A 15190-nucleotide genomic window follows, 5' to 3' on the forward strand; every position below is an offset into this window, starting at 1 on the left:
TGAGTTGAGGAGTCGCATCATGGCGGGTCAAAAAAGAGGTATGCGCTGGTTGCTGGCCGGTCTGGCAACGGCAGTGTTAAGCGGTTGTGTTTCTGTGCCTGACGCGATTAAAGGAACCAGTCCAACGCCGCAAGAAGATTTGGTGCGGGTAATGAATGCGCCCACGCTGTATGTCGGTCAGGAAGGACGTTTTGGCGGTAAGGTTGTTGATATTAAGAACCAGCAAGGGAAAACCCGGCTGGAAATCGCCGCTGTACCGCTGGATAGCGGCGCGCGCCCGGTGCTGGGCGAGCCTTCGGTTGGTCGTATTTATGCAGACGTGAACGGCTTTCTTGATCCTGTCGACTTCCGCAATCAGTTAGTCACCGTCGTCGGTCCTATCACCGGTACCGAAGAAGGGAAAGTGGGCGACGCGCCCTATAAATATATGGTGATGCAGGCCAACGGCTACAAACGCTGGCGTTTGACCCAACAGGTAGTGATGGCGCCGCAGCCTGTCGACCCCTGGTTTTGGGGACCGGGGCCAGGGCCACGCCACTGGCACTCCGGGTTAGGGGGTTGGGGCTGGTATCCGCCTGAGCCTGCCCGTGTTGAGACTGTCGTGACAGAGTAATTCCTTGTTATAACAAGAGAAAGAGACAGCGGCCTGGCCGCTGTTTCTGTCTATAGCGGTTTATAAGAAAAATAATTAGTGACGCGCTTCGCAACCTTCGGCTCGCTTAATTAATAAACTGGTACGCTGAGTTAATATTATGTTAACGGCTTGTTTATTAACTGGGGTTGTGATGACCAAAAATACTCATTTCAGAGGTGATGCATTGAAGAAGGTTTGGCTTAACCGTTATCCCGCAGATGTTCCTGCGGAGATCAATCCCGACCGTTATCAATCCCTGGTTGAATTATTCGAACACTCCACAGCACGTTATGCCGATCAACCCGCGTTTATCAATATGGGCGAGGTGATGACATACCGGAAGCTGGAAGAGCGCAGCCGGGCATTCGCCGCCTATCTTCAGCAAGGTCTGGGGCTGAAAAAAGGCGATCGCGTCGCGTTGATGATGCCAAACCTGCTGCAATATCCGGTCGCGTTATTTGGTATTTTGCGTGCCGGGATGATTGTGGTGAACGTCAACCCCCTGTATACCCCGCGCGAGCTGGAGCACCAACTGAATGACAGCGGCGCGTCCGCGATTGTGATTGTCTCGAACTTCGCCCACACCCTGGAGAAAGTGGTTGATAAAACCCAGGTGCGCCATGTGATCCTGACTCGCATGGGCGATCAACTGTCGTCGGCAAAAGGCACGCTGGTGAACTTTGTCGTCAAATACGTTAAGCGTCTGGTGCCGAAATACCATCTTCCGGATGCCATTTCATTCCGCCGCGCGTTGCAAAGCGGTTATCGCATGCAGTACGTCAAACCTGAGGTGATTGCGGACGATCTCGCCTTCCTGCAATACACTGGCGGAACCACCGGGGTAGCGAAAGGGGCGATGCTGACTCATCGCAACATGCTGGCGAACCTGGAGCAGGTGAATGCGACATATGGACCGTTGTTGCACCGCGGCAAAGAGCTGGTAGTGACGGCGCTTCCGCTGTATCACATTTTTGCGCTGACCATGAACTGCCTGCTGTTTATTGAACTGGGCGGGCAAAACCTGCTGATCACCAACCCACGTGATATCCCGGGGCTGGTTAAAGAGCTGGCGAAATACCCGTTCACCTCGATGACCGGGGTAAATACGCTGTTTAACGCGCTGCTGAATAATGACGAGTTTCGCAAACTGGATTTCTCCTCGCTGCACTTGTCCGCAGGCGGGGGGATGCCGGTGCAGCAAGCGGTGGCGGATCGCTGGGTCAAGCTGACCGGGCAGTATTTGTTGGAAGGTTATGGCCTGACTGAATGCTCGCCGCTGGTGAGTGTAAACCCGCACGACATCGATTATCACAGTGGCAGCATTGGTCTGCCAGTGCCGTCCACCGAGGCCAAACTGGTGGATGATGAGGGGAATGAAGTCGCGCCGGGCGAACCCGGGGAGCTGTGTGTGAAAGGGCCGCAGGTGATGCTGGGTTACTGGCAGCGACCGGATGCGACGGATGAAATTCTGCGTGACGGCTGGCTCTACACCGGTGACATTGCCGTGATGGACGACGAAGGTTTCCTGCGTATTGTCGATCGCAAAAAGGACATGATTCTGGTCTCGGGTTTTAATGTCTACCCGAACGAGATTGAAGACGTTGTGATGCAGCATGCCGGGGTGCGGGAAGTGGCTGCCGTGGGCGTCCCGTCTGAAAACAGCGGTGAAGCGGTGAAGATCTTCGTCGTCAAAAAAGAGGACAGCCTGACGGAAGATGCGCTGATTGCGTTCTGCCGCCGCCAACTGACGGGCTATAAGGTGCCGAAGCTGGTGGAATTCCGCAGTGAATTGCCAAAATCGAACGTCGGTAAGATTTTACGACGAGAATTACGTGACGAAGCGCGTGGCAAAGTGGACAATAAAGCCTGAGCTATGCATTAATCGCCCGAACGCCGGTTAAGCCGGCGTTTTTTATGGGTGCAAACTAAAGAGATAATGATTTGAATTACCAGATGATCACGACGAACGACGCACTGGCGGCGTTGTGTGAAGCCGCCAGTGCGTTTCCGGCCATTGCCCTGGATACCGAATTTGTCCGCACCCGTACTTACTACCCGCAACTGGGGCTGATTCAGCTCTATGACGGTGAGCATGTGGCGCTGATTGATCCGCTGTCTATTACCGACTGGACGCCGTTTCGCAACCTGTTGATCAATACGCAGGTGACCAAATACCTGCATGCGGGGAGCGAAGATCTGGAGGTTTTCCTGAACGCGTTCGGCGTACAGCCGCAACCGATGATCGATACCCAAATTCTCGCTGCATTCTGCGGTCGTCCGCTTTCATGGGGCTTTGCCGCCATGGTGGAGGAGTTCACCGGACTGGTTATCGATAAGAGCGAGTCACGTACCGACTGGCTGGCGCGCCCGCTGACGGAACGTCAGTGCGACTATGCCGCCGCAGACGTGTGGTATCTACTGCCAATTGCCGGCAAGCTGCTGGCGGAAACGGAACAGGCCGGTCGACTGGACGCCGCGCTGGACGAATGTCGCTTGATGATGCAGCGTCGCCAGGAAGTGCTGGCACCGGAAGAGGCATGGCGCGATATCACCAACGCCTGGCAGTTGCGTACGCGTCAGCTTGCCTGCCTGCGCTTGCTTGCGGACTGGCGGTTGCGTAAGGCGCGCGAGCGTGATCTGGCGGTGAATTTTGTCGTTCGGGAAGAGAACCTGTGGGCGGTCGCGCGCTACATGCCTGCCAGCATGGGCGAACTGGACAGCATCGGTCTCTCCGGCAGTGAAATTCGTTTCCATGGCAAAACGCTGCTGGCGCTGGTTGCGCAGGCTCAGGCGCTACCGGAAGAGGCGTTGCCGGAACCGCTACTGAATCTGATGGATATGCCGGGTTATCGCAAGGCATTCAAGGCCATTAAAGCGCTGGTGCAAACCATTGGTGAAAGCGAGAAAGTGAGCGTTGAGCTGCTGGCTTCACGCCGGCAGATTAATCAGTTGTTGAATTGGCACTGGAAATTGAAACCGCAGACAACCGCACCGGAATTAATTAGCGGTTGGCGGGGAGAAATGATGGCCGATCAGCTGAAAAAATTACTGGATGAATATCCACGATAATAACTGTAAATAATTACAGGGTATTCCGTGTAATAAACAAAAAAGGCAGAAATTATCTGCCTTTTTTTAATGCCTGCGCGAAACGTTATTTATTTCGTTTCTTCTGCTTCCGGCAGGGTAACGTTAAGTTCCAGAATGGAAATATCGTCCCCTTTTTGTTCCAGTTGAACCGTCACCATCTCTGGATCGATTTGTACATACTTACAAATCACTTCCAGAATATCCCGCTTAAGCTGCGGTAAATAATGGGGTTCAGCGTCGCTGCGGCGACGTTCTGCAACAATAATTTGCAGGCGTTCTTTAGCAATGCTGGCAGTGTTCTTTTTTCTGGAGAGAAAAAAGTCAAGTAATGCCATAACTTATCCTCCGAACAAGCGTTTGAGGAAACCTTTCTTCTCTTCTTCAATGAAGCGGAAAGGACGATCTTCTCCTAACAGACGTTCCACGGCATCGGCATAGGCTTTACCCGCGTCTGCGTTGACATCCAGGATAACCGGCTCACCCTGGTTTGACGCGCGTAACACGGACTGATCTTCCGGGATCACGCCAACCAGTTTGATTCGCAGAATTTCCAGCACATCTTCCATGCTCAGCATGTCGCCGCGGTTAACCCGCCCCGGGTTGTAACGGGTCAACAGCAGGTGCTCTTTAATCGGTTCTTCACCATTTTCGGCGCGGCGTGATTTCGACGCAAGAATACCGAGAATGCGGTCAGAGTCACGCACTGACGACACTTCCGGGTTGGTGGTGATAATGGCTTCATCGGCGAAATAGAGCGCCATCAGCGCGCCGGTTTCGATACCCGCAGGGGAGTCGCAGACAATGAAATCGAAATCCATTTTCTTCAGATCTTCGAGCACCTGCGCCACGCCTTCACGGGTCAGCGCGTCTTTATCGCGGGTCTGCGATGCCGGAAGAATATAGAGATTTTCGGTGCGTTTATCTTTGATCAACGCCTGGTTCAGCGTTGCATCACCCTGGATAACGTTGACGAAATCGTACACGACGCGGCGTTCGCAGCCCATGATGAGATCCAGGTTGCGCAGCCCAATATCGAAATCGATAACGACGGTTTTCTTGCCCTTCTGGGCTAAACCAGTAGCGATGGCCGCGCTGGAGGTGGTCTTGCCAACGCCCCCTTTACCCGAAGTAACAACAATAATGCGTGCCATAGGAGTTCCTTGTTAAAAGGGCTTAATTTAAGGGTTGAATTGTCAAAGCGTTGTCCGCTAACCGCAAACGTGCCGCTTTGCCATAATAATCGGCCGGGATTTGATCGCTCAGCCAGTATTCTCCCGCGATGGAAACCAGTTCCGGCGTGAGGTGTGTGCAAAAAATTTGTGCCTCGCGATCGCCGCTAGCTCCCGCCAGCGCTCGCCCACGCATCATGCCATAGACATGGATATTGCCGTCGGCAATCAGTTCAGCGCCTGCGCTGACGTGGCTGGTGACAATCAGATCACAGTGTGGTGCATAAATCCGCTGACCGGAACGAACCGGGGTGTCAATCAAGCGTGTTTTTGTGACCGGGGTAACAATGGGAGTGGGTTCAGGAGCGATGGCCTTACGCGGCGCTTTCTCTTTACCTTCTGTCAGTAGGGGGAGCCCGGCGCGCTCGATTTCCGCTTTCAATTCGCTGTCTTTACAGCCGCTAATACCCACGACGCGCAGACCGGTTTCGGTAATACTCTGCTGTAGCCGGGGCCAGTTAACCGGGCCTTCCAGCGTGGAGACATTGATGACAACGGGAGCATGCTGCAAGAAAGCAGGAGCCTGAGCGATTTTGTCTTCTAACGCCTGACGAATAACCTCGGGTTTTGCATCATGCAAGTGAACCACTGATAAGGTAAAACTACTGCCTTTTAGCTCGATGGGCGTGTTTGACATCCTGACCTTACTCATTTTGCTATTATCACCCGATCGTTGAGTGATATTCCGAAGACTATCAGGCATGTTATAGTCACTGTTATATTCAGGCAAGTAACCACCCGCTAATTCCGAGTAATAAGTATGTTTTGTGTGATCTATCGAAGTGCCCGTCGTGAACAGACTTATCTGTATGTCGAAAAAAAAGACGATTTTTCCCGCGTACCGGAAGCGTTAATGCAGAGCTTCGGTCCACCTCAGTTGACGATGCTTTTTCCGCTCGATGGTCGTAAAAAATTGGCTGGCGCGGATTTGGATAAAGTAAAAGAAGCATTGGTCACGCAAGGCTATTATTTGCAGTTACCGCCACCACAAGAAAACTTATTGAAACAACACCTCGCGGGTTTAGGCAAACAATAAACCCGAAACGTGAAAGGACGGCTCTTTGAGCCGTTTCTTATTTGTACCTTCGACACAGGCGGCAACGCGTTGGTATTTGACAAACTGCCGGGTGGCGCGGATAGTCATTTTTCGCTCATGTTCAATGTGTTACCGGAGGTGGAATAAATGTATCAGCATCACAACTGGCAGGGCGCTCTGCTGGATTACCCGGTGAGTAAAGTGGTTTGCGTTGGCAGCAACTATGCGAAACATATTAAGGAAATGGGGAGCGCTACCCCGGAAGAGCCGGTTCTGTTTATTAAACCCGAAACGGCGTTGTGCGACATCCGCCAGCCGCTCGCCTTGCCACAGGATTTTGGTTCTGTGCACCATGAAGTGGAACTGGCGGTGCTGATTGGCGCAACGCTGCGCCAGGCCACGGAAGAACATGTCCGTAAGGCCATAGCCGGATACGGCGTGGCGCTGGATCTCACGCTACGCGATCTGCAAAGTAAAATGAAGAAAGCCGGGCAGCCGTGGGAAAAAGCCAAAGGTTTTGATAATTCATGCCCGATTTCTGGCTTTATTCCGGCGGCGGAGTTTGCCAGCGACCCGCAAAACACGACGCTTGGTCTGAAAGTGAATGGCGAAGTCCGCCAGCAAGGCACGACTGCCGATATGATCCACAAAATCGTGCCGCTGATTGCCTATATGAGCCGCTTTTTCACGCTGAAAGCAGGCGATGTGGTCCTGACAGGCACGCCAGATGGCGTCGGCCCGCTGCAAAGCGGTGATGAGCTGGACGTGAGCTTTAACGGCCTTTCCCTGACGACCCGCGTACTTTGACACAGTTTGCCGCCTGGAACTGGCGGCAAAACTTGCATCCGCATGCCAGACTGGTTATAAGGTGCTCCCTGGATTTCAATGGCGGATTTTATCATGAACGACACTCCTTTCTGGCAAAGCAAAACTCTCGACCAAATGACGGACGCGGAGTGGGAGTCGTTATGTGATGGTTGCGGGCAGTGCTGCTTGCATAAGCTGATGGATGAAGACACCGACGAAATCTACTTTACCAATGTTGCCTGTCGTCAGTTGAATATCAAAACCTGCCAGTGTCGTAACTATGAGCGCCGGTTCGAGTATGAACCTGATTGCATAAAACTGACCCGCGAAAATCTCCCGACCTTTGAATGGCTGCCGCCGAGCTGCGCTTACCGTTTACTGGCCGAGGGTAAAGCGTTACCACTGTGGCACCCGCTGCGCACTGGCTCCAAAGCGGCAATGCACGCCGAACGCATTTCCGTGCGCCATATTGCTGTGAAAGAGTCTGAAGTCCGCGACTGGCAGGAGCACATCCTCAACAAACCTGAATGGGCGGATTAACGCTCAGACACCCCAAAACACGTCGATAATTACCGACGCGATAAGCAGCCAGCAGGGCAGAGAAAAGTAAAAAACGCCTCACTACACGCCGGTTACGAGAGCGGGCAACCTTTCACGCTTGTATGTTGGTCTCAGTGTGGCGTTGTTAAATCGCAGCAATGTCCGGGCGGTAAACTTCATGCAACTGCGCTATGGCCTGGAACCGGGAAGGTAATGCAAAAAAACGCTCCCGAGGGAGCGTTTTTTTAGCGACCAAAGAGATCGCGTTTTTTCGGTTTGAACGGTTGGGCAATCAGCACTAACAGCGCAACGACCAGGTAAGCCACAAAAATGCCCAGCAGCCACTGCGGCATCTCCAGCGTCAGAAACGACCATTGACGCTCAGCGCAGTCGCCGGACGCGACAAACACTTGCGGGAGCCATTTATCCAGCGGCAGCCACGTCGGGAAACGGGCGGCAAAATCGCAGGTCATAAACGGGGAAGGGTGCAGCTGAATCATCGTATGTTCCCAGGCAAGCTGGATGCCGCGCCATGCGCTATAGATCCAGATTGCCAGAGCGACGTAACGTAGCGGCGTTTTTGGCGCAATCGCGCCGACAATTCCGGCACCCATCACGCCAAACAACGCGCTGCGTTCATAAATACAGAGTACGCAGGGTTTCAGCAGCATGACATGCTGGAACCACAGCGCGACCATTTCAAGTGCGAACGCCGTCAGCGCCATTAATAACCACGCGCCGCGCCCGCGCGAGCACTTGTTCAAGTATCGCAACATAATCATTTCCCTGGGAGATGCTTTGAAAAAGCAGTGTAAACGAAATCTCTCTACAGGCCACTAGCGGCTGGTAAAATATTACGTAATTGAATGTTTATCATGCGAAAAGTCAAACCAGACCACGAAGCGATGTCATATCCGGCAAAAAAGAACGGGCATTTTGCGCTGCATCAGTTTCGGATGAAAGCCATATGACTTATGAGGTTAAGCGCCGCTAAATAGTCAAAATGGCGTACCGATCCCCTTTTTTCTTCTTTTCGCATGCTACCTGCCCCCGACGGGGTCTGGTATGATGAGTCCTCTTTGCTAATGCTGTGTAATGGAAATCTCACTATGGTCATTAAGGCGCAGAGCCCGGCGGGTTTCGCGGAAGAGTACATCATTGAAAGTATCTGGAATAATCGCTTCCCTCCGGGATCCATTCTTCCTGCTGAACGCGAACTCTCTGAACTGATTGGCGTCACCCGTACCACATTGCGTGAAGTTTTACAGCGTCTGGCCCGTGATGGCTGGCTCACTATTCAGCATGGCAAACCCACCAAAGTGAATAACTTCTGGGAAACGTCGGGTCTGAACATTCTGGAAACGCTGGCGCGTCTCGATCACGAAAGCGTTCCGCAGTTGATCGACAACTTGTTGTCGGTGCGCACCAACATTTCCACTATCTTTATTCGTACTGCATTCCGTCAGCATCCTGATGACGCGCTGAAAGTGCTGGCCAGCGCGCGCGAGGTGGAAGACCACGCTGACGCGTTTGCCGAACTCGATTACAACGTTTTCCGCGGGCTTGCTTTTGCCTCCGGCAATCCGATCTACGGGTTGATCCTGAACGGTATGAAAGGGTTGTATACGCGCATTGGTCGCCATTACTTCTCCAGTCCGGAAGCACGTAGCCTGGCGCTTGGTTTCTATCACAAGCTGGCGGAAGTGTGTGAGCATGCGCAGCACGACCAGGTCTACGAACTGGTGCGTCGCTACGGTCATGAGAGCGGTGAAATCTGGCACCGGATGCAAAAAACGATGCCAGGTGATTTGGCCTTACAAGGGCGATAAGCAAAGTTACCCCTCTGCGGCGCAGAGGGGATTTCCATTACAGTGTGTTAGAGCGTTGCGGGCAGCGCTCTAACAGTTCCACGCTACCATCTTCATTTTGCTGCTCCAGCAGCACATCAAATCCCCACAGCCGATGCACATGCTTCAGAACTTCGCGACGACCTTTATCCAGCGACGCGCGATTGTGCGGAATGTAACGCAGCGTCAGCGAGCGATCGCCACGTAAATCCACGTTCCAGACCTGAATATTCGGCTCCAGGTTGCTCAGGTTGTACTGGGACGACAGTTTGTTGCGGATCTCCCGGTAGCCCTCTTCGTTATGAATCGCGGCAATCTCCAGGTAGTTATTGCGATCGTCATCCAGCACGGTAAAGAAGCGGAAGTCACGCATGATCTTCGGTGACATAAACTGGCTGATAAAGCTTTCATCCTTAAAGTCGCGCATCGCGAAATGCAGCGTTTCCAGCCAGTCAGAACCGGCAATATCCGGGAACCAGTACTTATCTTCATCGGTCGGCGACTGGCAAATCCGCTTGATGTCCTGGAACATGGCAAAGCCCAGCGCATAGGGGTTGATGCCGCTATACCACGGGCTGTTATAGGGCGGCTGGAACACCACATTGGTATGGCTGTGCAGGAACTCCAACATAAAGCGGTCGGTGACTTTGCCTTCGTCATACAAGTGGTTGAGGATGGTGTAGTGCCAGAACGTCGCCCATCCTTCGTTCATCACCTGAGTCTGTTTCTGCGGGTAAAAATACTGGCTGACTTTGCGCACGATGCGCAGGATTTCGCGCTGCCACGACTCCAGCAACGGCGCGTTTTTCTCCATAAAGTAGAGCAGGTTCTCCTGCGGCTCCGCCGGGTAGCGACGCGCCTGGGCGACCGCCACCTCTTCGTCGCGTTTCGGCAGCGTACGCCACAGCATATTCACCTGGCTTTGCAGATACTCCTCGCGGCTTTTCTGGCGCGCTTTCTCCTCCTGCAGCGAGATTTTCTGCGGGCGTTTGTAGCGATCCACACCGTAGTTCATCAGCGCATGGCAGGAGTCGAGCAGTTTTTCCACTTCATCCACGCCATAACGCTCTTCACAATCGGTAATGTATTTGCGGGCGAAGATCAGGTAATCGACAATCGAGCTGGCGTCAGTCCAGCTTCGGAACAGATAGTTGTTTTTGAAAAACGAGTTATGCCCGTAGCAGGCATGCGCCATCACCAGTGCCTGCATGGTAATGGTGTTCTCTTCCATCAGGTAGGCGATGCAGGGATTCGAGTTGATGACAATTTCATAAGCCAGCCCTTGCTGACCATGTTTGTAAAGGCGTTCCGTCTCAATGAATTTCTTACCGAAAGACCAGTGAGGGTAGTTAATTGGCATACCTACGCTTGAGTAGGCATCCATCATTTGTTCTGAGGTGATCACTTCGATTTGATGCGGATAGGTATCCAGCCGGTAGAGTTTCGCCACCCGGTCGATCTCTGCCAGGTAAACATCCAGCAGATCGAAAGTCCAATCGGGTCCATCGCTCAGACGAATAGAATCCTTATTCATTGAGTCAATCGTAGCCATTAGCGCGCCCTCGTTGTTAACAACACTCTCTGTATGGAGCGTCTCATTTCAAGCATAGAACACGCAATAGAATCTGTGGCTAAGCCATAGGTTTTTCTTCGCGATTTTTTCTTCTCGAGGCGGCGCTGAAAGACTGTTTTGTAGTTTTTTGTTCTGCGCTTAAAAGGCGTTCAGCAGGAGATGCTAAATACGTTTAACCCTTGTGATATGGCGAACCTGTGAGAGATGTCACCATAAAAAAGGCATATGTTGAATAATATTTTCATCTGGGTTATCAATTTGTAATTAGATGATTGTGCTTTACTCATGGGAGAGGGATATGCAAGTTGTTGTCTTAGGTAGCGGGGTGGTGGGCGTCACCAGCGCATGGTATCTGCGTCAGGCGGGTCATGACGTGACGGTGATCGATCGGCAGCCTGGCCCCGCGCAGGAGACCAGCGCCGCCAATGCCGGGCAGATTTCACCTGGCTATGCCGCGCCCTGGGCTGCACCAGGCGTGCCGCTGAAAGCGATTAAATGGATGTTTCAGCGCCATGCGCCGCTGGCCATCAGCCTGGATGGCACATCATCACAGTTAAAATGGATGTGGCAAATGCTGCGTAACTGCGACACCCGCCACTACATGGAAAACAAAGGACGCATGGTGCGTCTGGCGGAATACAGCCGCGACTGTCTGAAACTGCTGCGGGAAACCACTAATGTTCAGTACGAAGGGCGGCAGGGCGGTACATTGCAACTGTTTCGCACCGCTGAACAGTATGAAAATGCGACCCGCGATATCGCTGTTTTGCAGGATGCCGGGGTGCCCTACCAATTGCTGGAGGCGGCACGTCTGGCGGAGGTTGAACCGGCGCTGGCGGAAGTCGCGGGTAAACTGGCGGGCGGGCTGCGCTTGCCGAATGATGAAACCGGCGACTGCCAGCTCTTTACTCAACATCTGGCGCAGATGGCCGCCCAGGCGGGAGTGGTGTTCCGCTTTAACACACCGGTGGATCGCCTGCTGTACGAAGGCGAGAAAATCTACGGCGTGAAATGTGGCGACGAGGTGATCAAAGCCGATGCCTACGTGATGGCGTTTGGATCCTGGTCCACCGGTTTACTGAAAGGGATTGTTGATATTCCGGTCTATCCGCTTAAAGGGTATTCCCTGACTATCCCGATTGCACAAGAAGATGGTGCGCCGGTATCGACCATCCTTGATGAGACTTACAAGATTGCCATTACCCGTTTTGACCAGCGCATCCGCGTGGGCGGAATGGCGGAAATTGTGGGTTACAACACCGAGCTGCTGAAGCCGCGCCGTGAAACGCTGGAGATGGTGGTGCGCGACCTGTTCCCGCGCGGCGGCCACGTTGAACAGGCTACCTTCTGGACGGGGTTGCGGCCAATGACGCCGGACGGCACGCCGGTTGTCGGGCGTACTCCGTTTAAAAATCTGTGGCTCAATACCGGACACGGTACGCTGGGCTGGACAATGGCCTGCGGTTCCGGTCAGTTGATAAGCGATCTGATTTCCGGCGCGACGCCAGCGATTCCGTCTGATGATCTTGGCGTGGCGCGCTATCTGTCGGGTTTTACGCCTGCGCGTGCGCAGCACTTACACGGCGTTCATAACTGATATAAGGAATAGTGATGTCTCGTCCGGTTCTGGCCACCCTGGATTTACAGGCGCTGGCCAATAACTTGCAGGTTGTTCGCCGCGCAGCGCCATCAGCAAAAATCTGGTCGGTCGTTAAGGCAAACGCGTACGGGCACGGTATCGATCGTGTCTGGCGTGCGCTTAATACCACAGACGGCTTCGCCATGCTGAATCTGGAAGAAGCCATCCTGCTGCGTGAACGCGGCTGGAAAGGACCGATTCTGATGCTGGAGGGGTTTTTCCATGCGGATGAGCTGCCGCTGTTTGATAAGTACCGCCTGACTACCAGCCTGCACAGCAACTGGCAAATTAACGCGCTGCAAAATGCGCGTCTGCAAGCACCGCTGGATATCTATCTGAAAATTAACAGCGGAATGAACCGGCTGGGTTTTCAGCCCGAGCGCGTGCATGGCGTCTGGCAGCAGTTACGTGGTCTGGCAAACGTGGGTGACATCACGCTGATGTCCCATTTTGCTGAGGCGGAACATCCGCAGGGTATTATCGCGCCGATGGCGCGTATTGCGCAGGCCGCTGAAGGCATAGTTGCGCCGCGCTCGCTGGCAAACTCGGCCGCCACGCTCTGGCACCCGGAGGCGCATTTTGACTGGGTGCGACCCGGTATTGTGCTCTATGGCGCGTCGCCCTCGGGCGATTGGCAGGATGTCGCCACCAGCGGTATTCGTCCGGTAATGACGCTGAGCAGTGAAATTATCGCCGTACAAACGCTGAAGGCTGGCGATACCGTGGGGTATGGCGCACGCTACCGCGCCGGTTCAGAGCAGCGCATTGGCGTGGTCGCCTGTGGCTATGCCGATGGTTATCCGCGACTGGCGCCGACGGGGACCCCCGTACTGGTGGATGGCATCCGTACAACTACCGTGGGGGCGATCTCAATGGATATGTTGACGGTGGATTTAACCCCTTGCCCACAGGCCGGCATTGGTACGCCGGTCGAGCTATGGGGCAAGGCGATTAAAATCGATGAAGTGGCTACGGCGTCCGGCACGGTCGGGTATGAATTGATGTGCGCATTAGCACCGCGCGTCCCGGTAGTGACAGTGTAAAACACCCTGAGGCGGTTATTCCGCCTCTTCTTCTGCTACCCGGACACCGACTTTCACCACGGCGTTGTCCGCCTTTTCTGCCACGGTCCAGATCATCCCGGCAAATTCCACCTGGTCGCCAACCACGGGCGCAGCACCCAGCAACTGTTGCACGATATCGCCCAACGTCTGCTGTTTATCCCGGTATTCCAGCCCGTCTTCCAGTCCGTAAATCAGCGCCACGTCGGCAAATTTGGCATTCGCTTCAAGAATAAAATCGCCGAAAAAGCGTTGATCCAGCGCCACCGGGGGCGACTGGCTGAACAGTTTGCCCAGCGCGGGCAGGTCACGCTCACGGCCAATGACGCACAGGACATCGCCTTCACGCAGCCGGGTGCTGCCCGTCGGGTGCAGCAGGCTGTTACCACGGAACAGAGCGGCAATGCGTGTCTCTTCCGGCATGTGCAAATCGCGAAGTGCTGCGCCTACACACCATTTATCGGCGCTCAACTGATAAACAAACTGCTCCCACGGATTATCCGGATGAATATCCAGACCCACGCGTGAGACCGGCCAGCCTACCGGCGGAACCACCACTTTGGCTTTTTTCGCCGCCCAGGAGAGAGAGGTACCCTGAAACAGCAGTGAAATCAGCACCACGAAAAACGCCACGTTGAAGAACAGACGGGCATTGTCCAGCCCCGCCATCATCGGGAAGGTGGCAAGAATAATCGGCACCGCGCCACGTAGTCCCACCCAACTGATAAACACGCGCTCGCGCAGGTTAAAGCCGCGAAACGGCAACAGACTGGCGAACACCGACAGGGGACGCGCAACAAAAATCATCCATGCTGAGAGGATGAGCGCGGAGAGGGCGATTGGCCACAAATCGGAAGGCGTCACTAATAATCCCAGCACGAGGAACATCGCAATTTGCGCCAGCCAGGCCAGCCCGTCAAAGTTTTGCAAGATGCCGAAACGGTTGCGGATGGGGCGATTCCCAAGCACAAAACCGCACAGATACACTGCCAGGATCCCGCTGCCGTGTAAGGCAGTGGTCAGGGCAAACACCAGGATACCACCGCTGAGCGCCAGCAACGGATACAGCCCTTGCGGCAGGGCAATGCGATTGATCATCTGTTGCAGCAGATAGCCGCCCGCGCCGCCAAGCAGAATGCCGAGACCGAACTCCTGCACGATATGCACCAGGAACATCAGATCGAGATCGGCCTTATGCTTCTGAATCATCTCAATCAGCGTAATGGTCAGAAATACCGCCATCGGATCGTTGCTGCCGGATTCAATTTCAAGCGTCGAACCCACGCGTTCGTTCAGCCCTTTGCCGCCAAGCAGTGAAAACACCGCTGCTGCATCGGTGGAGCCGACAATAGCGCCGATTAACAACCCTTCCATGATGTTGAGTTTAAACAACCAGGCCGCCATCATGCCGGTCAGGCTGGAGGTCACGAGTACCCCAACGGTTGCCAGAGAAAGGGCCGGGCCAAGGGCAACGCGAAAGGAGCTGGCGCGGGTACGCATACCGCCATCAAGCAGAATGATCGCCAGCGCGAGGTTACTGACCATATAGGCGAACGGATAATTATCGAACGGTATGCCGCCAATGCCGTCTACGCCGGCCAACATACCAATCGCCAGAAAAATGACCAGAATCGGAATTCCGAGGCGTGATGAGAAGGAACTTAATAAAATACTGCAGGTTACAAGAACTGAACCCAGAATAAACAGACTGATTATCGCCTCAGCGTCCAATGT

15 protein-coding genes are annotated in these 15190 nt (G+C 53.9%); 9 read left to right on the forward strand and 6 right to left on the reverse strand.

Translation table 11 applies throughout. The features are described 5' to 3' along the window. The first annotated feature begins 19 nt into the window (after positions 1-19). From N7922_RS10730 to rnd, 3 genes are all read left to right on the forward strand, one after another. Complete coding sequence (locus tag N7922_RS10730) at positions 20-613, forward strand: Slp family lipoprotein (RefSeq protein WP_263100514.1); 594 nt, start codon at positions 20-22, stop codon at positions 611-613. A gap of 205 nt (positions 614-818) precedes the next feature. Then, entirely contained in the window at positions 819-2504 is a 1686-nt protein-coding gene (fadD, locus tag N7922_RS10735; protein WP_263100515.1) for a long-chain-fatty-acid--CoA ligase FadD, read from the forward strand. 71 nt (positions 2505-2575) lie between these two features. Next, positions 2576-3703 carry a ribonuclease D gene (rnd, locus tag N7922_RS10740; RefSeq protein WP_263100516.1) on the forward strand — a complete coding sequence of 376 codons (1128 nt, stop codon included), beginning with the start codon at positions 2576-2578 and terminating at the stop codon, positions 3701-3703. Positions 3704-3792: 89 nt separating this feature from the next. On the opposite strand, the gene minE is transcribed toward rnd, so the two are convergent. The 3 genes from minE to minC are packed head-to-tail and all read right to left on the reverse strand — an operon-like array spanning position 3793 to position 5590. After that, complete coding sequence (minE, locus tag N7922_RS10745; RefSeq protein WP_004384978.1) at positions 3793-4059, reverse strand: cell division topological specificity factor MinE; 267 nt, start codon at positions 4057-4059, stop codon at positions 3793-3795. A gap of 3 nt (positions 4060-4062) precedes the next feature. Beyond that, positions 4063-4875, reverse strand: a complete 813-nt coding sequence (gene minD / locus N7922_RS10750; RefSeq protein WP_263100517.1) for a septum site-determining protein MinD — start codon at positions 4873-4875, stop codon at positions 4063-4065. Positions 4876-4897: 22 nt separating this feature from the next. Then, positions 4898-5590 (reverse strand): septum site-determining protein MinC, encoded by a 693-nt coding sequence (gene minC, locus N7922_RS10755; RefSeq protein ID WP_263100518.1) that lies wholly within the window; start codon positions 5588-5590, stop codon positions 4898-4900. 123 nt (positions 5591-5713) lie between these two features. Between minC and N7922_RS10760 the strand changes: the two genes are divergently transcribed. From N7922_RS10760 to N7922_RS10770, 3 genes are all read left to right on the forward strand, one after another. Then, positions 5714-5989 (forward strand): YcgL domain-containing protein, encoded by a 276-nt coding sequence (locus tag N7922_RS10760; protein WP_263100519.1) that lies wholly within the window; start codon positions 5714-5716, stop codon positions 5987-5989. A gap of 147 nt (positions 5990-6136) precedes the next feature. After that, positions 6137-6796 (forward strand): fumarylacetoacetate hydrolase family protein, encoded by a 660-nt coding sequence (locus N7922_RS10765; RefSeq protein ID WP_263100520.1) that lies wholly within the window; start codon positions 6137-6139, stop codon positions 6794-6796. Positions 6797-6889: 93 nt separating this feature from the next. Further along, entirely contained in the window at positions 6890-7336 is a 447-nt protein-coding gene (locus tag N7922_RS10770) for a YcgN family cysteine cluster protein (protein ID WP_061500079.1), read from the forward strand. A 245-nt stretch (positions 7337-7581) separates the two neighbouring features. Here N7922_RS10770 and dsbB read toward each other — a convergent pair whose 3' ends face one another. Continuing rightward, positions 7582-8112: a disulfide bond formation protein DsbB gene (dsbB, locus tag N7922_RS10775; protein WP_061496555.1), complete on the reverse strand. Its 531-nt coding sequence runs from the start codon at positions 8110-8112 to the stop codon at positions 7582-7584. A gap of 333 nt (positions 8113-8445) precedes the next feature. On the opposite strand from dsbB, the gene fadR reads away from it, so the two are divergent. Beyond that, complete coding sequence (gene fadR, locus N7922_RS10780) at positions 8446-9165, forward strand: fatty acid metabolism transcriptional regulator FadR (protein ID WP_088237916.1); 720 nt, start codon at positions 8446-8448, stop codon at positions 9163-9165. Between the two features lie 37 nt (positions 9166-9202). On the opposite strand, the gene N7922_RS10785 is transcribed toward fadR, so the two are convergent. Beyond that, positions 9203-10735: a SpoVR family protein gene (locus N7922_RS10785; protein WP_263100521.1), complete on the reverse strand. Its 1533-nt coding sequence runs from the start codon at positions 10733-10735 to the stop codon at positions 9203-9205. 319 nt (positions 10736-11054) lie between these two features. Here N7922_RS10785 and N7922_RS10790 point away from each other — a divergent pair, with 319 nt between their 5' ends. Together N7922_RS10790 and dadX are read left to right on the forward strand one after the other, a co-directional pair. Further along, positions 11055-12353, forward strand: a complete 1299-nt coding sequence (locus N7922_RS10790; RefSeq protein WP_263100522.1) for a D-amino acid dehydrogenase — start codon at positions 11055-11057, stop codon at positions 12351-12353. Positions 12354-12367: 14 nt separating this feature from the next. Then, positions 12368-13438, forward strand: a complete 1071-nt coding sequence (gene dadX / locus N7922_RS10795) for a catabolic alanine racemase DadX (protein WP_263100523.1) — start codon at positions 12368-12370, stop codon at positions 13436-13438. Positions 13439-13453: 15 nt separating this feature from the next. Here dadX and N7922_RS10800 read toward each other — a convergent pair whose 3' ends face one another. Continuing rightward, the gene (locus N7922_RS10800; RefSeq protein WP_263100524.1) at positions 13454-15187 is read right to left on the reverse strand and encodes a potassium/proton antiporter; all 1734 of its coding nucleotides are present in this window, start codon (positions 15185-15187) and stop codon (positions 13454-13456) included. Between the last annotated feature and the right edge of the window lie 3 nt (positions 15188-15190).

This window comes from Kosakonia sp. ML.JS2a (assembly GCF_025642095.1).
Lineage (GTDB): Bacteria > Pseudomonadota > Gammaproteobacteria > Enterobacterales > Enterobacteriaceae.